Consider the following 23124-nt stretch of genomic DNA (forward strand, 5'->3'; position numbering starts at 1 on the left):
CATGGACGCAGGAGCAAGGAACCGCCCCTGGCTGTGCCTTCTTGCCTGCACCGCGCTGGCATGCGTCCCCTCCACGCCACCGCCGGGCGTCGTGCGCTTTGACCCCAGGAACTTTCCTGAGAGCGTTGAAGGACCGATGCCGCACTTCGGGCCGTTCAACTCTCGCATGGACGCATTGCTCGCCGCGTGCCCGCTCATCCTCACAAAGCCCCGCGCGACAGCGGGCCGCAGGGATGATCCGAACTTTGGCGTGCGCTGGCGAGCCTCGACCGAGTACTGCGCCTGGCTGTACTACACTCCCGACAGAACCTATGACATGAGCCTGCTCGTCGAGAGCACCGAAGCGGTTCCCCTGGACAATCAGGGCGAGCGGCGGTGCAGGGCTCCCGCGTTCGTGAGTGATCCTCGTTACCCCAAGCACAGCCTCAAGTATCTCTACTTCCTCCACAATCACCCCGCTGTCCCCACCAACATCTCCGAGAGAGACATCCGTGCGGTCATCAAGACCGCGATGATTCACGGGAAGTTCGTTGACACAGAAGAAGGAAGAATCCCCATCGGTGTCATCGCCTTCATCGCGAACACCTACGAGCCTTCACCCCACTCCTGTGATGGGTTCTACGAGTATCGCTGGGGAAGCTCAGAGGTCATGAAGTGGCAGTCCGACGCGCAAGGCCTCTGGCTCGCAGAGAAGGCGGGAAGTGTCACCTGGATCAATGAAACCGAGTTTACCTTCGAGCCGAGCAGATAGCGTGGTACCCGCCGACGTCAGGCCTCAGGGTGCTTCATGAGATCAGGGAAACGACTCCTTTGGCTTGCGGTGATGCTCACTGGCTGTGTTCTCCAGAGCAAGCATTCGCCCCCGATCGGGACCGACAGCTCGATTGAATTCCCACGGTTCTTTGCGCGCCCCGCCGTCCAGGTTGGCGGTGAGAGCATTCCCTATGAGCTGGACGGCGCGACCCTGCGGGCCCTCATGATTGCCGCCAATGACTTCCTCCCACCAGGCAGGAAGGAGCCGCCTTGTTGGGACAGGCAAGAGGCCTATCGCTACCGCGTCATCCGTCAGGGAGAGCTCATCTTCGTCGATATCTCGGAGGACATCACGGCCTGCGGGATGAAATACGTTTCGGTGGATTCAGGCGCTCGCTATGCCATCAGCGCCGACGGTCGAATCCTGCGACGCATCATTGGAGCAGAGCCCGAGCAGCCTGTAGCACCTTCGCCACCAGACGCAGGTAGCGAGGGGCTCGCGTCCTCCCCAGATGCGGGCGCGGCGCCAGGTCCTCCTCCCCCCATTACCCAATCTCCCGATGGGGGCGCTTCGGGCTCTCCTCCTTGAGGTGCTGAGTTCACAATGAGGCTCAGGGGCGCTCGCGCACCACCAGCAGCCGGCGGGAGCTGAGCCCGCGATCGTCGGTGACGAGGATCTCGTTGGTGCCCACGGCCGGAGTCCACCAGAGCCGCTCGTCCGCCTTCGCCTTACCCAGGAACTTCCCGTTCACGAACCACGTCAGCTCACGATCGTGCGCGGCCTCGGCCTCCAGCGGCACCTCCTGCTGATCGGCCGACACGCCGGGGATGAGCAGCGCCACCTGCCCCTCGGAGGGGGAGAGGATCTCCGGCGCGTGCTCGGCGCCGCCCGGCTCGCACCCGGGCGCATGGGCGGGGGGCTCGGGCAGGCTGCGGTGCTGCTCCGTCAGCCAGCGGCGGATGCTGGAGGGCCATGTCAGATACACCCGGGACTCCGTCTCCCGGCCCGCGCGGCACACCGGGCTCACCGCGAGCCCCGTCTTCGCGTCCACCTCCACGCGCTGGTGGTAGGGGCAGGGCTGCGTGGGCACCGCCGAGCGCCGCGCGTACACCGCCTTGCGATCCTTGCACGCGTCCGTGGGCAGGTGTCCTGAGTAGGAGCACACCTCCACCTCCGCGAGATCCGCGGGAGGCACCCTGTCCTCCTTGACCGAGGCGCGCCCCCGCGGGCCTACGGCCTCCAGCAGATCGAAGAGCAGCGGCCCGGCGGCCTCCGAGCCCACCAGGTGCACGCTGGGGGTGTTGTCGAAGTTGCCCAGCCACACCACCGCCGTGTGCCGGGGCCCCGAACCCGCGGCCCACGCGTCCCGGTGGCCAAAGCTCGTCCCCGTCTTCCAGTGCACCTGCGCGGGCATGCCCGTGAGCTGGCGGCGCGCGGGGAAGTCCGGCCGGTCTCTCAGCGCGAGCGAGCGTCGGGTCAGCCAGGAGGCTCCCGGAGAGAAGAGCTCGCGCGGCTCCGCGGCGGGCTTGCCGTCGTCCAGCACCTTCAGCGGGCGCGTGCGGCCCTCCTGCGCGAGCGCCACATACACCCCGGCCAGCTCCAGCGGCGTCACCTCCAGGCCTCCCACGGCCGCGGACAGGCCGTAGAAGCCGGGATCGGGCTGCAGGCTGTCCACACCGGCCTGCCGGAGCGTGCCCAGGAAGCGCTCCACGCCGATGCGCCCCAGCAGGTTCACGAACGGCAGGTTGAGCGACTGGGAGAGCGCGTACTCCATCCGCACCAGCCCCATGAAGCGCCCGTCGAAGTTGCGCGGCGCGTAGCCGCCATAGGACTCGGGGATGTCCGCCACCAGGTGCTCGGGCAACACCAGCCCGCGATCGATCCCCATCGCGTAGAGCACCGGCTTGAGCGCCGAGCCGGGCGAGCGCGGCGTGTCGAAGCCGATGATCTGCCCGCCGTGCCGGGCATCGAAGAAGTCGAAGCTGCCCACCAGCGCGAGCACCTCGGCGCGCTCGTGGTCCACCACCACCACCACCCCGTTGTGGACGCCCTTCGTGGCCAGCTCCGCCGACGCGTCGCGCATCAGCCGCTCGGCCAGCCGCTGCGTGCCCGCCTCCAGCGTGGTGCGCAGCCGCGACAGCTCGGGCCTCCGCGCGCGCAGCCACATCGCCGCGTGCGGCGCCTCCCGGGGGAAGGGCACCAGCTCGCGCGGGACGGGGGTGTTGCGCACCTCCGCGAGCACCTCCTCGGGCCTGGCCCGGGCCTCCGGGGGCCCCAGCGGCAGCGCCGTCTCCTCCAGCAGCCGACGCGCCACCTCGTCCCGCGCCGCCTTCAGCCGCGCCCCGTTCTGCGGCGTGGGGAAGCGCCGGTTGGGGTTCTGCGGCACGGCGAGCAGCGTGGCGATCTCCGCCGGGCTCAGGTGCGTGGCGCGGTGCCCGAAGTAGGCCAGCGCCGCCGCCTCCACGCCCTCCACGTTGCGCCCGTAGGGGACGAACTGGAGGTAGTTGGCCAGGATCTCGTCCTTGGACAGGCGCAGCTCGAGCTGCATCGCCCGGAAGGACTCGATGACCTTGGATACGAGGGTGCGAGGCCGGGGCTCCAGCACACGCACCAGCTGCATGGTGAGCGTGGAGGCGCCGGACACGCGGCGCCCCTTCGTCACGTTGGACACCACCGCGCGCGCCACCGCCAGCGGATCCACCCCCGGGTGCCAGGCGAAGCGCTTGTCCTCCAGCGCGAGCAGCGCCCGGAGGTAGGCCGGGTCGATGTCCTGCGTTCGCGTGGGGACGCGCCACCGCTCGTCCGGCGCGAGGAAGACGTGCGCCGGAGTCCCGTCCCGGTACTCGATGACCACCGAGTGCGGCGACGAGAGACGCTCGGGCAGCGGCACGAGCCACGCCGCCCCCCACCCCACCCCGCCCAGGGCGAGGAGGAGGAGCAGTGCCACGGCGAGCCTTCTCCGGGTGAGGCGAGGCAGACGCATGGGAGGCCTACAGCAGGAAGTCCTTCCAGGGGCCGGACACCTCGACGGCCTGGCCGGCATCACGCGCCCAGATGCGCGGATCGTACATGGCCTCCGCCTCCACCGGCGGCAGCGTGAACTTTCCAGCCGTCACCGCGCGCACGGCGTAGACCACCTTCTTGGACTCGCCCGACTGCAGGGTGCCGAAGACCTCCATCCGGTCGTCCCGGATGTTCACGTAGTCCGCCGTCCACAGCTCCTCGGTGCTCACCCACTGCACGGCGCCACCGCGACCGAGCCGGGCGTTCTCGATCTCCCAGCCCGCCGGCAGCCGGTCCACCAGGGCGATGTTCTGGATGCGCTCGCCGCTGGTGTTCTTGAGCTCGATCTCCACGTAGAGCAGGTCCGCCAGGTTCACGGAGTCGCCCGGGCTGACGGCGGTGCCGTCGAGCTTGCGGTACGTGCGGCTGAGCGTCAGCCCCTGGCCGCCCGTCTTCGCCTGGCCGCTGGAGCGCACTCCCTCGCTGTTGACGATGAGGTAGAGCTTGCCCTCGCCCTTCTCCTTGAGCTCGAGCGTGAGGCCCTTGCGCTCGCTGGCGCGGGCCAGCGCCCAGGTGCGATCCGAGGCGCGCGTCGTCTTCCCGCCCTCGTTCGCCTGCGGCGCCACCTCCTTGCCGTCCGCCACCAGCGTGGGCGGCGTGAAGCTGGAGGCCGCGCCGGAGACGCGCTTGCCCAGGCCGGTGATGCTCCAGACCAGCTCCTGGGTGGTGTAGTAGGAGCTGTGGTGCCCGATGAGGGACTGGGCCACCTGCTGCGCCAGCGGCTCGGCCGCCGGATCATTGCCGAACAGATCCTGGAACGTGCTCAGCATCAGCCCGCGGCGGCGGCGATCCGAGTAGAAGGACCAGGAGTTTCGCCGCTCCTCGGTGATGGGCGAGAGGTCCGGGCTCTTGAGCTCCTTCTCGTAGCGGCGATCGCCCGCCAGGTAGAGGGCGGCCTTGAGCAGGTGCTCCTCCTCGCGCTCCTCGCCGGAGAAGGCCTTCTGCTTGCCCAGCTCGTCGATGAGCTTCTGGACGCGCGCCTTGCGGCCCTTGCCGGACAGCGACAGCACGTAGTGCATGTAGGCCTCGGAGGACTGGCCGTAGTGGTCGTCCCGGCGCACGTTGTTCTCCTTGCGGTTGAGCTCCTGGCCGAGCCAGGCCACCGCGTCGTCCAGCCGGTCCTGCGGCACCGGGTACTTGAGCTTCTGGGCGTCCAGGAGCAGGTGCGTGGCGTAGGCGGTGCCCCAGGCCACCGGCTCCGTCTGGCCGGGCCAGTAGGCGAAGCCGCCCGAGGGCGTCTGCATGGAGAGCAGGCGGTTGACGCCGGCCATCACCATGTCCTCCACCTTCTTGTTGCCCGTGAGCGTCGGGTCCACGTTGTCGATGAGCTGCGAGACGAAGAGCAGCGGGCGCGTGGAGGACGTCGTCTGCTCGATGCAGCCGTACGGGTAGCGGACCAGGTAGCTCAGGTGCTGAAGGGACTCGGCATACGGGTTGGTGGTGACCCAGAACGTGGAGCTCTCGGTGGTGGGCACCCAGCCCTGGAGGTACTGCGCCAGGTCCACGCGGCCGGACTCCAGCGGAATGCGCTGCACCGTGCGCTCGCGGGCGCCCGCCGGGTGCAGGGGCACGTCGAGCTGCTCGAAGGCCGTGAAGCCGCCGCCCTCGGCCGTCACCTTGAGGCGGGCGGCGCCCACCGCGGTGATGGCCTTGGCCTGGAAGACGAGCGTGGCCGCCTTCCCGTTCTCCAGCCGCGTGCGGCCCTCGCTCTTGCCCAGCATCTGCAGCGGCGAGCCCACGGAGGCCGGCATGGCCAGGCCCGGCACCGGCAGGTTCTCCGCCGTGAGGGACACCTTCACCTCCTGAGCGCTGCCCGAGAGGTTGGTGAGGAAGACGGGGATCTGGATCTCGTCTCCCTGGGTGAGGAAGCGCGGCAGCGTCGTCTGGAGCACCAGCGGATCGCGCACCAGCACCTGGGCGTCCGCGCGGCCCACGCGCTTGGGGCCGGTGGTGACGGCCATGACGCGCACCGCGCCGCGGTACATGGGCAGGTTGAACGGGAGGCTCAGCTTGCCGCTGGCGGGCACGGACACCACGCCGCTCCACAGCGCCACGGGCTTCACCGGCTGCACCCGGCCCGCCGCGCCCTCCTCGTCACCGCCGGTGGAGCGCGAGTTGCCACCCGGGGGCACCAGCAGCGTCCAGCCGATCGTCTCGAACGTCTCCACGCCCAGGGCGCGCTTGGCGAACAGCTCCTTGAGCGGGTCCGGGCTCTTGAAGCGCGTGAGCGAGAGGATGCCCTCGTCCACCACGGCCACCGTGGCGAAGGTGGGGCCCTCCTGCGGGCCCAGCTCCAGGTTCACCGTGAGGGTGCTGTTGGAGCGCACCTCCTTGGGCACGTCCAGCTTCACCGTCTGCGTGAAGTCCGTGGGCTCCAGCGTCACGCTGCCCACGCCGAAGGCCCGGTCCGGCATGAAAGCCTCGGCGGACTCCAGGTGCGGATCCTTCACCAGGAAGGCGGCCACGTAGACGTTGGGCGCGAAGCTCCTGGGCGTGAAGGTCCACGACACCTCGCCCGGCTCCACCGCCTTCCACTCGGAGGCGATCACCTGGTCCGTCTCCGCGGTGAGCAGCACCCGGCCGCGGTACGGCACCTTGAACTTCACGGCGATGGGCTCGTTGAGCCTGCCCGCCTTCGGCAGCTCCAGGGCGATGGAGGCCGGCTTGAGCGGGCGCGGCGTCTGGTCCACGCGCGCCTCGCCATCGCCGTACCAGTAGTAGCGGCCGTTGCCCTCCAGGTGCAGATCCGTCTGCGCGTTGCCGGAGCGCACGCGGACGATGAAGCCGGCGGCGTCCTGCGACGGCGTCACCTGGAGCTGGAACTTGCCGCCCTCCACCTTGGTGGTGGAGCGGCCCTCGCGCACGGGGCGCACGTAGCGCTGGTAGCGCTCATAGCCCTCGGACTCGTCGTAGTAGTAGCCGTACTCCTCCTCCAGGCGGAGGTACTCCACCTCGAGCGGCTTGAGCGCCTTGGCGTCGGTGACGAGCCGGCCCTCCCAGTCCACCACCACGCCGGTGACGGTGAAGGGCTTGCCCGCGTTCACCTTCTGCACGCCGGACTGGAGGCCCACGTAGTAGGCCTCCGGGTGCATGGGCACCGTCACGTCGCCCACGGTGGAGCGGCCGCTGCCCGCCTCGAAGACGCTGGCCTGCGCCACCAGCCTCGCCGGGCCCTTGAAGCCGCCGGCGGTCTCCTTCGCCGGGCACTCCACGAGCGCCTGGCCCTTGTCGCTCATCTCTCCCTTCACCTGGCCGAGCGTGACGGCCTTGGCCTCGGTGGCCTTCTGCCGCCACACGCCATAGGTGAACTGGGCGTTCTCCTTCGGCTTGAACTCGGAGGGCTCCAGCCGGCAGTTGAGCTCCACCGGGCTGCCCTCGGCCGAGCCGCCGAAGAGGTAGGCCGCCTCCACCTTCACCGGCACCACCGAGCCCTGCTGGTAGCCGGCCTTGTCCACGCTGGCCGTCACCTTCATGCGCTCGGGGACGAACTCCTCCACCTGGAGGCCGTAGGTGGCCACCTCTCGGTCCGCGACGCGCAGCGCCACGCGGTAGCTGCCCGTGTCCTGGAAGGCCTCGAAGGGCAGATCCAGCGACACCAGGCCCGCCTCGTTCGTCTTGAGCGCCACCTTCTTGAACTCGCGCTCACGCGGGTCGATGACGCGCAGCTCCACCGGCATGCCCGCGGGCGGCGCCTTGTCCTCCTGATCGCGCAGGATCGCCGCCACGTGGGCGGTGTCGCCCGGGCGGTACACGCCGCGGTCCGAGTAGATCGACGCGCGGTACGGCGCCTGGGCGCGGTACGGCTCGCCCTGGACGTCCGAGTTGGCGATCTCCGTCTTCAGCTCGCTGTACTTCAGGTAGGTGAGGTCCTCGCCCTTGCGCGCGATGAGGGCGAAGGGGGCCGCGGTGTCCACCGTCTGCGCGGGCACCTGGAGCTTGCAGCCGTCCGCGCCGCTGGTGGTGCAGCGGGCCACCGACTGGCCGCTCTTCTTCACCAGCGACACCTCGACGCCGGACAGCGGCTCGGTGGACTCCATGCCGAGCACCCACACGGAGACCTCCTGCTGGCCGTTGCCGGCGCTGGAGCCTCCGCGCTTGGCCACGAGGCTCAGGTCCGTGAGCAGGATGCGCGCGGCGGCCTGGGCGTCGTCTCGCTTGACGGAGACCTCCACCACGCCGCGCGTCGTGGAGGGCACCATGCTGCCCACGTCCAGGTAGGTGGTGGACAGGGTGTCCTCGGCGGGCTTGAGGGGGAGCTTCTTGCTGACGAGCACGTTGGAGGTGCGCTCGTCGGTGGCCTCCCGCTCGTCGTCGCTCATCCAGAAGACGAGGTTCTCCGGCGGCACGTGGCGGATGGTGAGCTCCGCGGTGTCCACGTTGAGGTAGTTGAGCGGCAGGTTGCGCCAGGCGCTGCGCGGCAGGTAGCGGCCCGCCGAGGTGAAGGCCAGCTGCGACTTGCGCGCGCTGATGGAGTAGCGGTTCTGGTAGGTGGACAGCAGCCGGCCGCCGCCCGCGGAGAGCAGGCCCGCGTCGATCTTCAGCGTGTACGTGCCGCGCTTGTAGTCACCGAAGATGCGGAAGCCGCGGCGCGACGGGGAGATGGAGAACTTCACCGGCGGGGTGAAGTGGATGGCGTCGGCGGCCACGGTGTCGTCGACCACGCAGCCCAGGTTGTCGTTGTCGTAGTAGTACGGGTCCCACTCGCCCTCGTCGGGGCTGGGCGGCGCGTTCATCTCCACGTCGCGGCAGCTGACCTCCAGGTAGAAGCCGGTGTTGCCCTCGGCGACGGTGACGCTGGTGATGTCCATGCGCTTGCCGCCGCGCAGCTCGAACGAGTCCTCCGCCGCGGGCGCCTTGCCGCCACCCTTGGGGGAGACCAGCCCCGCCTTGAGCGCGAGCCGCACGGTGGCTCCCGGCCGCAGCTGCGGGCTCGTGAGCTGCGCCACGATCACGTAGCGCTGGGTGGCGTGGGAGGTCAGCTTGACGTCGCTGATGGGCTTACCGTCCACCTGGAAGCTGGCGTAGCGCTGCACGGCGCTCGCATCGACCGGGCCGGAGAACATGAGCTCGGCGACCACCAGGCCCTTGACGGTGTCCACCTGGGCCGGGGCCATGCGGAGGAAGGCGAGCTTCGGGGTGGTGAAGGTGTGCGTCCACGCGCCCTCGGACGGGGCCTTCACCACGCCGGACGGCGTCTCCACGGAGTCGAGGGTGACGGTGTACGTCGTCCCCAGATCGAAGCCGTTGCCCGGCGTGAAGGAGAGCGCGGAGCTGTTGCGGAAGTACTCCAGGTAGCCACCCACGTCGGGCGAGAACCGGACGACGGTGCCCTTCTTCCCCTCGCCATCGGAGTACTGGACGTTGCGGGAGAACTCGAAGACGACCTTGTCGGGGACGACGCCCTCGGCGCCCAGCTCCTTGATGACGGGCGAGAGCGACTCGGGGGTGACGGGCGCCTCGCTCGCCTGCGGAGCCTGGGCCGAGCCCGGACTGGTGGAGCCGGGCGCGGGAGCCCCGGCGGAGGGCGGAGCGGGCGGCGGCCCTGCCTTGTCTTCCTTGCAAGCGACGAGAGTGGTGGCCACCAGGAGCGCCGCGCCCCACCACCGCGCGCGGGTAGAGCGGAGCCGACTCGGCGTCACGACAGACTGCGGACCCATGTTTCCTCCAAAGGACGGCATCGACTTTTCACGCGGCGTGCCGGGAGTGCCGGCGCCGCGAGCAAGGGGAAGTGTGGTCGCCTGCCCACGGCCCGACGGCGCCCCCCGCGCGTCTCAGGGCCCACACGGTGTCCCGGGAGCCACGGCTCCGGATCCACCGAGAGGGCAGCGATCAGCGGGCGACGCTAGGCGTCATGCTCACGGCGGTCAACGGGGGCGGCGAGACCCTATATATGGAGGCCCAAGAGATTCTCCTGGGTCTCACGAGTCCGAGCCACACCCCATGGTGCTTCCCATCCGTTTCGTCCTGATGCGCCCGCGCAACGCGGAGAACCTCGGTGCCGCCGCGCGGGCCTTGAAGAACTGCGGCCTGTCCGAGTGGACGTGGGTGCGGCCAGAGGCGGAGGACCTGGGACCGGCCCGGAGGCTGGCGGTCCACGCGGAGGACGTGCTGGACGGGGTGCGTCAGGCGGACACGCTGGAGGAGGCGGTGGCCGACTGCGTGTGGGTGGTGGGGACGAGCTCGCGCAAGGTGGAGGGCAAGCGGCGGCTGTCTCCACGAGCCGTGGGAGAGGAGCTGGTGGCCCGGGCGGCGCAGGGGCCGGTGGCGGTTGTCTTCGGGGACGAGCGTAGCGGGCTGACGAACGTTGAGGTGGAGCGCTGCCACGATCTGTCCGCCGTGCCGACGGATCCCTCGCAGCCGTCGATCAACCTGGCCCAGGCGGTGCTGCTGTACGCCTACGAGGTGCGCATGGCCTCGCTGGCGGCGGCTCCTCCCCCGCCGGCTCCGCTCCCGGTGGCGGCGTCGGATGAGGAGCTGGCGCGAGTCGAGGAGACGCTCGAGGCGACCTTGAAGGCAGGGAGCTTCCTGGTGGACGAGCACCCAGGGCGCACCGGGCTGAGGGACCTGTTCGCCCCGCTGCGCCGCTCGCGCCTGACACGCAACGAGGCCCGGCTGTGGCTGGCGGCGCTCCACACGCTGCGCAAGCGCCTGAGCTCGGGCTGAAGCCAGGCGGAAGGCATCCCCTGCCCTACTTCTTGCCGGCCCCGCTCCCCGCTCCGGTAAGGCGCCCCATCAGCTTCGGATCGTCCGGCAGCAGCCCGGCCTTGGGCAGGCGCGTGAGCAGCTCGCGCCAGCGCGGGTCCATCTTGAAGGTCTTCTGGAACAGCGGGATGGCCTCGTCCACGCGGTTCATGCCCACGAGCGAGATGGCGGTCCAGAAGACCATCTCGGCGTTGTTGGGGACCAGCGCCTGGGCTCCGGAGTAGGCCTCCAGGGCGGCCTTGGCGTCATTGCGCTCGACGGCGAGATCCCCCTCGTTCATCAGGTTGTACGCGCGCTGGAGCGTGAGCAGCCGCTTCAGCTCCTCCAGCGGCTGGGGGTGGTCATCCACGCGGAGGTCGAACTTGCGATCCAGCCACGGCTTCCCGGTGGGCTTGCCGGAGACGACGATCAGCGCCGCGGCCTGCTTGCCTCGGATGTCTCCACCGGCGGCCTCGGCGGCCTCGAGCGCGGCCATCATGCGCGCGGCGAGATCCCCCTTGGTCTCCCGGAACGCCTTGGCCATGGCGGGCCAGACGGTGTCCTTCTCCATCATGTTGGCCTGCACCGCGAAGTTCTCGCCGACGATATGGCCCGCGGCGGCGACGCACCGCTCGCCCGTGTGGGAGGCCACGCGGCCTTGAGCGTCAATCATGCCCACCTGCCGCACGGCGCTCCCGCTGTCGGCCGCCAGCAGTCCCTTGAGCGCATCCGGTGCGGAGCGGCCCGCGCGCATCAGGTCCAGCCCGAGCTTCCCATAGGACGGATCCACGAAGGACTGGGTGGCCACGGCGCCCACGCCCGCCTCGGCCCAGGCGACGAGCGGCCCTACGGAGAACCAGTGCGACTGCACCGCCACCCCCAGCTCACCCGTAGCCGGGTCACGCGCCACGATGGAGTAGGTGTTGACGGGTCGACGGGGGCTGGGAGGCTCGGAGCCGAGAGCCGGCGTGGCGAGCAGGATGAGGAAGAGGGCAACGCGCGACATGCAGTCCTCCAAGGGCGGCGGAGCGCGGAGGGTGATCGACCTGTCGAGCGACCGCAAGCCGATTCCGCCCCCGTGAAACCTTGGGCGCCCTGTGCTCGGACCGGTAGCGAACTGGTATGACAAGCAGCCCAGTTCGGACAGAGCGCGCCAAAGCCCTCCCCTCCTGGCTCGCCGGACGAGCAGGGAGGCAGCGCGTACCGGCTCCCCTTGGGGGACCTACCTTCCTGGGAAAGGTCATCCCATCGGGAGCAAGACAACATGGATCACATGCCTTACGAAGACACCGGTATGAGCGCCAGCCCGGAGCAGGAGCCGAAGCGCGACGCGCCGTCGGAGGCACCGAACCGCACGCCTCACTCCGCCGAGGGCCCCGACAAGGAGCGGAAGATGCCTGCGGGAGAGCCCGGCAAGACGCCCGGTTCGGCCGAGGGAGAGGATCCGGACCATCCTCCTGAGTCCACCCGGCACTGAAAGGCGCTCCCGGCGCGCCGTAGCGGGTACAGTGCCCTCCCATGGCCCGCAAGCCCCCTCCCCGTCGGCCCTCGGCATCCCACGACAAGCCCCCGAGCCGAAGCCGCTGGGAGGGCAAAGCGAAGCCTGACTGGCTGTCGCGAGCGCTCGCCCGGGCCGGAGTCTTCCCGCTCGCCGAGGCGGAGGATGCCATCCGCGCCGGCCGCGTCAGCATCAACGGCCGCGTGGCGAAGCAGCCGCTCGCCCCGGTGCCGGAGGGCGCCGTGCTCCGGGTGGACGGAGTGGAAGTGCAGCGCGAGGTGGAGACGCGGGTGCTGGCCTTCCACAAGCCCGCGGACGTGCTCACCTCCACCGTGAGCCAGCACCGCACGGGCACGGTCTACGAGGTGCTGCTTCCCCAGCTTCCGGATGAGCTGTCCCGCTACACCTGGCATGCCATCGGCAGGCTGGACCGGGGCACCACGGGGCTGCTGCTCTTCACCAATGACGAGAAGCTCGTGGCCCACGCCACGTCTCCGGAGACGCACCTGCCCAAGCGGTACGTGGCCACGGTGCAGGGCACTGCGGACGAGGAGAAGCTCGAGCCGCTGCGCCGAGGCGTGATGCTGGAGGACGGGCCGACCCGGCCGGCGAAGGTGAAGCTCCGGGATGCCCACACGGTGGAGGTCTCCGTCACCGAGGGCCGCCATCACCAGGTGAAGCGCATGCTCGGAGCCGTGGGGTTGCCCGTGAAGGCGCTGCACCGCGAGGCCGTGGGCGACGTGCTGCTGGACGTGCCCGAAGGTACCTTCCGCGAGCTCACCCCTGAGGAGATCTCCCACGGCCTGCGCTACAGCGGCCAGAACTAGCGCGCGGTGGCGTCCAGGCTGGCCGCTTCCTGGATCTGCGCCTCCAGCCACTTCCGATGCGCGAAGACACTGGTCATGACCGAGAACGACCCCTTCTTCGCGCTTTCAGCTCTCGATCCGATGACGCCCACGAGCACGGTGTTGTCGCCCGCGCTGAAGCAGCCTCCGCCGCTGTCACCCCCGTAGGCATGCGAGGCGGCGGACCCATCCTCCAGGCGCTGAGAGCCAGCAATGAACTCCACGCTGCCGGACTCCATCCTCCGAATCCAGGAGACCCTGTTCTCCCCATACCGGCGCTCCCCGAAGGGGCGCCCCGTCTCTCCCAATCCGAACCCCACCATCGTGATGCGATCGCCCGTTCGGACCTCCGCATCCGCCAGCTTGTAGACCGGAAGCTTCTCCTCCTCATCCACGGGCGTGGACAGGAAGACCACGGCGAGATCCGCGCTGCTCCACACGAGGTTCTGCTCATCGTACAGGAGCTCGAGATCCGGGTGGGCCCGCACCGTCCCGCTGTATTCCCGAGTATGAGCGCGAGATCCGCCTCGCTGGAGAGGACACGTCCCTGGCGTGGAGAGCAGCCGGGACGCCATGCGCCGCACGGGGGCCTTCCTCAACGAACAGCTCGGGCCCTGAGGCCCACACTCGCCGTGCAAGCTCCTTCAAACCCCGGCCCCGCTCGCGTACCTTCCGCCTGCTCAGTGGAAGGGTGCTCCGGGAATGGCTGACTTCGATCTGGTGGTGATTGGCTCTGGCCCCGCGGGGGAACAGGGCGCCGTGCAGGCGGCGCGCCTGGGCAAGCGCGTGGCGGTGGTGGAGCGCGAGCCCGTGCTCGGCGGCACCGCGGCCAACACCGGCACCCTGCCCTCGAAGACGCTGCGCGAGACGGCCCTCTACCTCTCCGGCTACCGCGCCCGCGGCCTCTACGGCGTGGAGAGCACCCTGCGCCACCAGGCCACGGTGTCCGACTTCCTCTACCGCGAGCGCCGCGTGAAGGAGACCGAGCGCACGCGCATCGGCCACAACCTCCAGTGCAACAACGTGGAGCTGATACAGGGCCAGGGCTCGCTCTCGGACGCCCACACCGTCCTCGTCCGCCGCCAGGGCCAGCCCGACCGCCGGCTCACCACCGAGTGCGTCCTCATCGCCACCGGCTCCTCGCCCTACCGGCCGCCGCTCTACCCCTTCGGCGATCCCCGCGTTCACGACTCGGACGAGATCCTCGATCTGTCCTCCCTGCCACGCGCGCTGGTGGTGGTGGGCGGCGGCGTCATCGGCTGCGAGTACGCCTGCATGTTCGCCGCGCTGGGCACCCCGGTGACGCTGGTGGACCTGAAGAAGGAGCTGCTGCCCTTCCTGGACGACGAGTTCTCCGGGCTGCTGCGCCAGCGCATGGAGGCGCTCGGCGTGCGGATGCGCTTCGGCTACTCGGTGGAGTCCATCCACGTGCCGGAGCAGGCCGCCGAGCCCATCCGGCTGACGCTCTCCGGCGGAGAGACGCTGGAGGTGGATCAGGTGCTGGTGGCCTCCGGCCGCTCCGCGAACACCGCGGGGCTGGGGCTGGAGGAGCTCGGCGTCAAGGTGGGCCCTCGCGGCCACGTGGAGGTGAGCCCCGCGTACCAGACGTCCGTGCCCCACATCTACGCGGTGGGAGACGTCATCGGCTTCCCAGCCCTGGCCTCCACCTCCATGGAGCAGGCGCGCCTGGCGGTGCTTTACGCCTTCGGCCAGCCCTTCAAGCCCGCCCAGGTGCTGCCCTACGGCATCTACACCATCCCCGAGGTCTCCATGGCGGGCGAGACGGAGGAGTCCCTGCGCGCCAAGGGCGTCCCCTACGTGGCGGGCCGCGCCGCCTTCGTCACCAACCCGCGCGGACAGATCATCGGAGAGATGCACGGGCTGCTGAAGCTGCTCTTCCACCGCGAGAGCCTGAAGCTGCTGGGCGTGCACGTGCTGGGCGAGCAGGCCGCGGAGCTGGTGCACGTGGGCCTCACGGCGCTGGTGGCCGGTGCCGGCACGCAGCTCTTCGTGGAGACGTGCTTCAACTACCCCACGCTCTCGGAGGCCTACAAGACGGCCACCTACGACGCGCTCCAGCAGCTCCAGGCCGGGGCGCGGTGAGCCAGGCGCCGCTCAGCGGCTGTTCTTGAGGCTGCCCACCGTGAGCCCCGTCATCAGGGGCGCCACGCGGTTGATGCCATCCGCGGAGGAGCGCGCCAGGGTCTGCGCCGGCGCCGAGGCAGGCCTCGAGGGGGTGCCCTTGCCGCCCGCGGCCCCCCGCAGCAGCTCTCGCACGCGGTTCCAGCGCACCTTCTCCTCGGAGAGGATGCGCGAGAGCTCATCGCGGGCCGCGGGATCCTCCAGCTCGGTGGCCGCCGCCGCCACCTTGTCGAGGAAGGGCATCAGATAGCCAAAGTCCCTGTCGAATGCGTCGGGGTTCGCCACGTGTACCTCCGCCAAGAGCCGGGGTGACACCCTACTTCATCCCTCCTCGGGCGGGGGAGTCTTCGCTCCACCGAGTGTCCACCGTCGCGCCCTGCGCGGCAGGTGGTGGTGTGCACGGGGAGTGCGCATCCTCTTCGAGAATCCCTGCCAGGGCCTGTCATGCACATGGAAGCCAACCAGGGGAACGAGCCAGAGACCTCCCTCTCGGGCACGACGGAATCCTCCAAGGCGGGCGAGGAGCAGGACTTCGAGGACTCGCTGCTCCAGGCCATCGCCGAGCCACCCACGCCGCTGCGGCTGCCCACCCCAGGCATGCGGCTGGGCGGCCCCAGCGGAGACCGCTTCGAGATCCTCGAGAAGCTGGGCGGCGGAGCCATGGGCTGCGTCTTCCGAGCGTGGGACGAGGCGCTGCAGCGCACCGTGGCGCTGAAGTTCCTCCTGCCTCGCGGCAAGCTGCCTGGAGGGCTGATGAGCTCGCTGCTCCAGCAGGAGGCGCGAGCGGTGGCCCAGCTCGACCACGAGCACATCGTCCGCATCTTCGATGTCGCGGAGTGGGACACCCCGTCCTGGGCGCCTCGGGTGCCCTTCCTGGTGATGGAGTACCTGGAGGGAGAGCCGCTGTCCGTGCTGCTGCGACGCGGGCGGCTGGGGGTACGCCGGGCGCTGGAGCTGCTGGAGGCCATCACCGCGGGACTGGCCCACGCCCATGCGCGGCACGTCATCCACCGCGACCTCAAGCCGCGCAACATCTTCCTCACGCGCGAGGGCCGGGTGAAGCTGCTCGACTTCGGCCTGGCGCACGTCACCTCGACGGCCACCGCCTCCGTGCCGCCACACCTGCCCATGGCCGGCTCGCCCCCGTACATGGCTCCAGAGCAGTGGCGCGGCGCCCCCCAGGATGCACGGACGGACGTCTGGGCGGCCGGTGTCCTGCTGCACGAGATGCTCACGGGCGAGCCGCTCTACCCGACGGACTCGGTGGAGGAACTCCGTGAGAAGGTGATGGCCCCGGAGCCCGTGCCCTGGGTGCTCGAGCGCCTCCCGCAGCTTCCCGAGGCCGTCGAGGCGCTGCTGGCCAGAGCCCTGGCCAAGTCCCCCGAGGCCCGCTTCCCCACCGCGGTGGAACTCCACCAGCGCGTGGTGCTGCTCCTGGAGCAGCTCGGCGAGCAGCTCGGCCCCGCGCCTGCGAAGCCGACGCCCACGCCCCAGCAGCGCCGCCAGCTCACCCTGCTCGCCTGCCAGCTGGGAGGCTCCGGCGGCGCGCAGGAGCTGGATGCCGAGGACGCGGGCGATCTCCAAGCCGCCTTCCACCGCCTCTTCTCCCAGCGGATCAGCGCGCACGGAGGCTCCGTGGTGTCATGCCTGGGCAACCAGGGGCTCGCGTGCTTCGGCTACCCCCGAGCGCATGAGGATGACTCGGAGCAGGCGGTGCGCACCGCGCTGGATCTGACCGGGACGGTGCCCGCGGCCCTACAGCAAGCCCTGCCCCACCTGCCCCACTCCCGGCTGACCGTGAGCGTGGGCGTGCACACGGGCGCGGTGGTGCTGGACCGGAGCTTCTCGGACTCCCATCCCGCCGGGCTCCTGGCCATCCAGGGCGAGGCGCCCGCCGTGGCCGCGGGGCTGGCCCGACAGGCCATGGCCGGCACGGTGCTGCTCAGCGGCACCACGTGGACGCTGGTGCGCGGCGCCTTCGAGGCCGAGGCGCTGGGTCCCCGCTCGCTCGATGGCGGGGCGGATGGGCCCCTGGTGGAGCGCCACCGGGTGCGGGGCCCCCGTCAGGTTCCGCTGCGGTTCACCCGGGTGCTGCAGGCCGGCAGGCTCACCCCCCTGGTGGGACGGGAGCAGGAGCTGCGAGCGCTCACCGAGCACTGGGAGCAGGCCATGCGCGGCCAGGGCGGCTGCGTGCTGCTCATCGGCGACGCGGGCCTGGGCAAGTCCCGCCTTACCCAGGAACTGTGTGGCCAGGTGCTTCCGGAGGAGGCGGCGATGGCGCGGAGCCAGTGCTGGCCCCAGCTCCGCAACAGCGCCTTCCACCCCGTCATCGAGCTGCTGCGCTCCCTGCTCCACCTGGGCCCCCAGGCGCACGAGGCATCCCTGCGAGAGCACCTGGACACGCTGGGCCTGGAGCCGCAGCACGCGGGGATCCTGGCGCAGCTGCTCTGCCCGTCTCCCTCCGCGCTCCTGCTCATCCCCCGGCTGGAGCCGGCCCAACAGAAGGCCTGGCGCGAGCAGCTGGCCGCGGCGCTGCTGTCCCTCGCATGGAAGGTCTCGGGCGGGTGTCCCATCCTCGCCATCCTCGAGGACGTGCACTGGGCGGATCCCTCCACGGTGGCGCTGCTGGGCCTGCTGATCCCGAGGCTCGAGGGGAAGCGCCTGCTGCTGGTGCTGACCGCCCGTCCCGAGTTCCAGCCGCCCTGGCCTTCACCTCCGGCCCTGCACCGGCTCGTGCTGGGGCGCCTGCCGGCGGAGCGGGCCGCCGCCCTGGTGAAGGAGGTCGCCCGAGGCCAGGCCCTGCCCACCGAGGTGGTGACGGATCTCGTGGCGCGGACGGATGGCGTGCCCCTCTTCGTGGAGGAGATGGCGCGAATGGTGCTCACACGCGCCCCCCACTCCGGCGCCGCGATCGAGCGGCCCTCCATCCCCATCACCCTGCACGAGCTGCTGCTGGCAAGACTGGACTGCCTGCCGCCCCGGCAGCGTGCGTTGGCGCAGCGCTGCGCCGTGGTGGGGCGGGACTTCAGCGCCGCCCTGCTCACCTGGCTCTGGGATGAGGCCCCGGAGGCGCTGGAGCCGGAGCTGGCGGGCCTGCTCGAGTCCGGACTGCTCACGCGCCAGGAGGCCGCCACCCCACCCGGCTACCAGTTCCGACACGTGCTCTTCCAGGAGGCCGCGTACCTGTCCCTCACGCGGAGCTCGCGGCGGCAGCACCACGCGCGCATCGCCCAGGCGCTGACCGAGCACTTCCCCGACGTCGTGGAGCAGCGGCCGGAGGTGCTCGCCCACCACTACACCCAGGCGGGAGCCGCCGGGCCCGCCCTGCGCTGGTGGACACGAGCGGGAGAGCTGGCCGAGCGACGCTCGGCGGATCCGGAGGCGGTGGGACACTTCACCCAGGCGATGAAGCTGCTGCGAGCGCTGCCGGACGAGGCGGAGCGCCATCGGCACGAGCTGCTGCTCCAGCTCATGATGGGAATGTCGCTGATGCGGATCCAGGGCTTCCGCGCTCCCGAAGTCGAGCGGGCCTATGCGCGCGCGGAGGAGCTGTTGCTCGAGGGCCAGGAAGGGACGTTCCGCCTGGGGCTGCTCACCTGGGGAATCTCCTCCTATTACTTCGGGCGGGCCGAGTTCGACCGGATGCACCGCCTGGCCGAGGCCATGGTCGCCCGGGGCCGGCGCACCCGGGACGCGGCCATCCTGGTGGAGGGCTATCGGATGATGGCGACCGCGCTGCTCATGCGCGGAGAGCTGGTGGCCGCCGCGGAGCAGAGCCGGCGGGCGGTGGCCTTCGCACGCTTCCGCCCCGAGCAGCACCCCGCCCTGCTCCTGGAGTACGGCATCGATCCGGCGGTGGGCGCGCTGGTGATCGCCTCGGGGATCCACGCGCTCCTGGGCCAGCTCACCCTGGGCCGGCGGCAGACCCGGGAGGCCTTGCGCCTGGCGCGAGGACTGGGCGATCCCCGAACGTCCGCGTTCGCGCTCACCTACACGGCCCTGAGCTGCGTGCACCTTCGAGATGCCACGTGTGCCCTGGAGCGGGCGGATCGGGCGCTGGCGCTCTGCCGGGAGCACCACTTCGACGCCTGGCTGCTGGTGGTGCTGTTCACCCGGGGCTGGGCGCTCGCCGAGCAGGGACACGTCGAGGATGGGTTCGGCCTCATGCGGCAGATCATCGAGCAGTGGACGCGCAGCGGCTGGTGGACGCACCTGCCCGCGGCCCTGGCTCGCGTCGCCGAGCTCCACCTGCGGCGGGGACACACGGAGGAAGGGCTCCAGGCGCTGCACGAGTCCCTCGAGTGGACCCGGAAGACAGGGGTCCACATGGAGGACGCGGAGCAGGCGCGCATCCATGGTGAGCTGCTGCGCCAGCTCGGCCAGGAGGATGAGGCCCGACGCCAGCTCGAGCGGGCGCTCGTCATCGCCTGGCGCCAGCACAACCGGCTCGTCGAGCTGCGCGTGTCGGCCAGCCTGGCTCGACAGCTTCGCGACCGCGGCCAGCCAGAGCGGGCGCGGCGGCTCCTGCGGAGGCACTGCGACCGGCTCCACACGCGCCAGGAGCCCCCGGATCTCCAGGAGGCCCGGGCGCTGCTCTCCCAGCTCTCCCTCACGCCTGCGCCTGGAGCACCTGCCGGGCTGCCAATGAGCTGAGCGCGAGGATGGTCCACTGCGGGTTGACGGTGACGCTGGTGGGGAACACCGACGCGTCCGACACGTACACGTTGTCGAAGCCGACGACACGGAAGGACTCGTCCACCACCCGCTCCGAGGCATGCGCCGAGCGCCCACCGGCCATGAGGTTTCCGCCCTGGGGGTGCGCGGTGTTGACGAGCAGGTCCTCCATTCGGAGCGGCCGCAGCGACAGCCGGCGGGCGAACTCGCGGATGAGGTGAGGCTCCGGCTCCATCTCCACCCCGGGCCGGGTCGGCAGGATGACACGGCGGGCTCCCGCGCCCCGAGCCAGCTCCAGCAGCGTCACCAGCGCATAGCGCACATGGGCCTCATCCTCGGGGCCCAGCTGCCAGGTGAAGGACCGACCGTTGAGCAGATCTCCACGGCGCTCGATGCGTCCGTTGGACTCGGAGCCCACCAGGGCGCCGAAGCTGACCAGGTGCCGGTAGCGCTCCATCACCGCGCGGTGGCGGTCGAAGTAGAACGGCAGCGTGAGGGAGAAGGCGCCAGGAGGATTGAAGTAGGTCTCGAAGATGGCGCGGCCCTGAGGATCCGCGCTGCCCAGGGTGATCTGATCCCCATCGAAGGCATCCACCACCGCGGGCAGCTCGAGCGCGGCGGGCAGGGCGAAGTTGCAGCTCATCCGCTGGCCGACGGCGCCGTCCACCCCGCTGCGCATGAGCAGGTGGCTGCTGGCAATCACCCCACCCGCGATGACGAGGCCCTTGCGCACCCGGATGCGGTGCAGCGCCCCGCCGACGGAGCGCACCAGCAGCGACTCCACGCGCCGCCCGGAGGCAGCGAAGCTGACGGCATCGCTGAGGGGGATGAAGTCCACCCCGCGAGCCTCCGCCCAGGGGATGTACGTCTCCAGCATGGAGCGCTTGCACAGGTACTTGTTGCCCAGGTTCCACAGCCCGTCTCCCACGGACTGCGGCGCGTTGGCCTCCACCACGCGCGCGGGCTCCAGCGCGCCACCGCCCCGCTCCGTGTTGAGGGTGTCCACCGCCCGCTCGAAGGAGGCGCGCACCACCTGGTTGATGCCCTCCGGCGACAGCGGGCCGATCTCCAGCTCCTGGGCGATGCGCCCGTACTCCCCGGGCAGCGCGCTCAGGTCCAGCCCATACTCCTGCTCCCAGCGCGTCCGGACGCGCTCGGGCATCCGGTAGCAGACGGCGTTGTTGATGACGCTGGTGCCGCCGACACACTCGCCCTGGAGGATGATCATGTCGGCGCGCTTCGTCTGCTGGATGCCGCCTTCCTTGTAGAGCCGCGCCACCATCTCCAGCTCGTACTCGGTGAAGTCCTGCAGGGGCGAGTAGCGTGCTCCCCGCTCGATCACGGCGATGGAGGCGCCCGGCTCCGCGCTGGCCAGGCGGTACGCCATCACCGCGCCCCCGGGCCCCGAGCCTACGATGAGGTAGTCCACCACGTCCGGCAGCAGCGCGCGGCCCTCGAGCGGCGTCGCCACGCGCGGGGCCAGGGTCCTGCGCTCCCGGCCTCCCTCGGGGCGCCAGTTGGCGGGATCGCGCTCGCTCCGAGGCAGCGGAGCCACGGCGGAGGGCGGCGGCGCGGAGGGAGTCTCCTCGGGCTGCAGGCGGGCCCGGGCTCCCGGAGGCACGTAGCCGATGCGCGCGTGCTGGGTGCGCCCCGCGTAGGCGGCGAACAGCACCAGCGACTGGGCGGAGACGGCGAGCTGGAAGGCCAGGTGCGCCACCTCGGGGACGAAGGCGCGGCGCCGCTCCTCCTCGGGCCGCAGGAGGCGCTTGCGCAGGAAGAACTTCCGCTCCTCGGGGGACATGACCGAGAAGGTGGGGCGCAGCCCGAGCAGCGGCGGCAGGACCATCTCCACCAGCCAGAAGGGGAAGTTGATCAGGCCGCGCTTGCGCCCGCGAATCTCCGCGGCGTACCGGTCCACCGCCTGGAGCACGTCCGCGCGCTCGCCCGCGGGCAGCAGCGCATCGTGGATGCTGGCGATGGCCTGGGCGCTGGGGGCATGGAAGCTGGTGATGGTGTACTCCACGTTGAAGTAGAGGCTGCGCAGGGCCGCCAGCACGGCCACCACCGCCGCGAACTCCAGGGTGTGGGCCAGGAGGTAGCCGGGGATGGGGAGCACCTCGCCGCCCGGCCGGAGCACCGTGGCGCCCCCGACGCCCAGCAGCACGAGCCCCACGAGGCTGGCCATCCCGAGCGAGAAGAAGAGCGTACCGGTGAGCCCCTCGCGCACGCGCTGGGAGCGCGCCATCAGGCCACACACCAGGGCCAGGGTGACGTAGAGCGTGAGGGAGTTGCCCAGCCCCGGGTCCGGTGACGCGAACAGGGCGTTCCACTCCGCCACGGGCAGCAGCCCGAAGCGCCCGAGGAGCGAGACCACCACGACGAGCCCCGCATAGCCCGCGATCGTGAGCAGGACGTACCGCCAGATCTGCGTGGGCAGCGAGAACGACGCGGGGAGCGTCTCGCTCCCACGGGTGAGGGACTCCTTCCGGGAGCGCGCCATCACCCAGAGGAAGAGCAGGAGCATGACGCCATCCACTCCCGCCGAGACGAGCAGGAAGTCCCGATAGGGCGTCGTCGCCGGGGTGAGCGCGTGGAAGGCCAGCGAGCCGGCCACGGAGGTGGCGTGCCCGACGAACATGGCGAGCGTGCACGTCCACCTCAGCCCCCGGTGGTAGGCGCCGACGAAGGCCAGGCTCGCCATCAGGCTGATCTTCGCCACGGTGCTGATCGCGAGCCACGCGTTCTGGTACGTCATGTCGAAGAGCATCCGCACCTGGGCGGGCCAGGCCGCGGGCCCCACCCCCCCGAGCAGCAGCAGCACCAGGTAGCCCAGGTAGGCCAGCCCCAGCACGCGCAGCACCCAGAAGCCGCTGTCACGCGGAGGGCGGGCCACCGGCTCCTCGGTCCACTCCCTGGGAAAGAGCGGCGCGCCGGCTGAGCGCTCGCCGCCAGGGGACACCGCCCGAGCCACGAGCCGGCTGAGCCACAGGCAGACGGGGCCGATGAGCACCGCATCCACCGACAGCGTGAGGAGGAAGCGCAGCGCGGGAGGCTGGAGCCGCTCGACGAACGTGCCCGGCGTGTAGTCCCAGAGCGCGGGCAGCCCCTGGGCCCGATAGTGGTGCTCCAGATACAGGTCGAGCACGTACAGCGGGACCAGCACCAGGGCGTAGTGAAGGAGCGAGCTCGACTTGCGGAAGGCCACCACCAGCGGCGCGAAGATCAGGCTGAAGGTCGCCACCTCGCCCACCATGAGCCAGGAGCTGGGAAAGCGGACGACGTCCAGCACGCGGGTGATGACCAGCACCAGCGCCACTGTCACCCCGGCGGTCACGCCCATCGAGAGCAGAAAGCGCCCTCTCGCCGACAACCGATCGAGCGGATCGTCGCCCGCCTGGCCTCGGAGACTGAACAAGGGTGCCACGGAAGCCTCCTGGGAGAACGGGCCCGCGGGGACCTGGCGCATC

At 70.7% G+C, this 23124-nt stretch carries 12 protein-coding genes; 6 read left to right on the forward strand and 6 right to left on the reverse strand.

What is annotated here, in order from left to right; translation table 11 throughout:
• Position 1: 1 nt before the first annotated feature.
• Positions 2–751, forward strand: a complete 750-nt coding sequence (locus KY572_RS33585) for a hypothetical protein (protein ID WP_224247753.1) — start codon at positions 2–4, stop codon at positions 749–751.
• A gap of 613 nt (positions 752–1364) precedes the next feature.
• Here the strand turns inward: KY572_RS33585 and pbpC are convergent.
• Both pbpC and KY572_RS33595 read right to left on the reverse strand, forming a co-directional pair.
• Positions 1365–3737, reverse strand: coding sequence for a penicillin-binding protein 1C (pbpC, locus tag KY572_RS33590; protein ID WP_224247754.1), 2373 nt, complete (start codon positions 3735–3737; stop codon positions 1365–1367).
• A 7-nt stretch (positions 3738–3744) separates the two neighbouring features.
• Positions 3745–9474 carry an Ig-like domain-containing alpha-2-macroglobulin family protein gene (locus KY572_RS33595; RefSeq protein WP_224247755.1) on the reverse strand — a complete coding sequence of 1910 codons (5730 nt, stop codon included), beginning with the start codon at positions 9472–9474 and terminating at the stop codon, positions 3745–3747.
• 283 nt (positions 9475–9757) lie between these two features.
• Here KY572_RS33595 and KY572_RS33600 point away from each other — a divergent pair, with 283 nt between their 5' ends.
• Positions 9758–10480 (forward strand): RNA methyltransferase, encoded by a 723-nt coding sequence (locus KY572_RS33600; RefSeq protein ID WP_224247756.1) that lies wholly within the window; start codon positions 9758–9760, stop codon positions 10478–10480.
• A 25-nt stretch (positions 10481–10505) separates the two neighbouring features.
• Here the strand turns inward: KY572_RS33600 and KY572_RS33605 are convergent, their stop codons facing one another.
• Positions 10506–11504, reverse strand: a complete 999-nt coding sequence (locus KY572_RS33605) for a DUF1028 domain-containing protein (RefSeq protein WP_224247757.1) — start codon at positions 11502–11504, stop codon at positions 10506–10508.
• Between the two features lie 258 nt (positions 11505–11762).
• On the opposite strand from KY572_RS33605, the gene KY572_RS33610 reads away from it, so the two are divergent.
• Together KY572_RS33610 and KY572_RS33615 are read left to right on the forward strand one after the other, a co-directional pair.
• Complete coding sequence (locus KY572_RS33610) at positions 11763–11975, forward strand: hypothetical protein (RefSeq protein WP_224247758.1); 213 nt, start codon at positions 11763–11765, stop codon at positions 11973–11975.
• A 41-nt stretch (positions 11976–12016) separates the two neighbouring features.
• Positions 12017–12823 (forward strand): pseudouridine synthase, encoded by an 807-nt coding sequence (locus tag KY572_RS33615; protein WP_224247759.1) that lies wholly within the window; start codon positions 12017–12019, stop codon positions 12821–12823.
• Here the strand turns inward: KY572_RS33615 and KY572_RS33620 are convergent.
• Positions 12820–13329 (reverse strand): trypsin-like serine protease, encoded by a 510-nt coding sequence (locus tag KY572_RS33620; protein WP_224247760.1) that lies wholly within the window; start codon positions 13327–13329, stop codon positions 12820–12822. The two genes, KY572_RS33615 and KY572_RS33620, sit on opposite strands and share 4 nt — an antisense overlap.
• 214 nt (positions 13330–13543) lie before the next feature.
• On the opposite strand from KY572_RS33620, the gene sthA reads away from it, so the two are divergent.
• Positions 13544–14944 carry a Si-specific NAD(P)(+) transhydrogenase gene (sthA, locus tag KY572_RS33625; RefSeq protein ID WP_224247761.1) on the forward strand — a complete coding sequence of 467 codons (1401 nt, stop codon included), beginning with the start codon at positions 13544–13546 and terminating at the stop codon, positions 14942–14944.
• Between the two features lie 12 nt (positions 14945–14956).
• Here the strand turns inward: sthA and KY572_RS33630 are convergent, their stop codons facing one another.
• A complete protein-coding gene (locus tag KY572_RS33630; protein WP_224247762.1) occupies positions 14957–15268 on the reverse strand; it encodes a hypothetical protein in 312 nt (103 codons plus the stop codon).
• A gap of 159 nt (positions 15269–15427) precedes the next feature.
• Between KY572_RS33630 and KY572_RS33635 the strand changes: the two genes are divergently transcribed.
• Positions 15428–19636, forward strand: a complete 4209-nt coding sequence (locus KY572_RS33635) for a protein kinase domain-containing protein (protein WP_224247763.1) — start codon at positions 15428–15430, stop codon at positions 19634–19636.
• Here KY572_RS33635 and KY572_RS33640 read toward each other — a convergent pair.
• Positions 19593–23081, reverse strand: coding sequence for a GMC family oxidoreductase N-terminal domain-containing protein (locus KY572_RS33640; RefSeq protein ID WP_224247764.1), 3489 nt, complete (start codon positions 23079–23081; stop codon positions 19593–19595). The two genes, KY572_RS33635 and KY572_RS33640, sit on opposite strands and share 44 nt — an antisense overlap.
• Between the last annotated feature and the right edge of the window lie 43 nt (positions 23082–23124).

The organism is Hyalangium gracile, assembly GCF_020103725.1.
GTDB classification, from domain to species: Bacteria; Myxococcota; Myxococcia; order Myxococcales; family Myxococcaceae; genus Hyalangium; species Hyalangium gracile.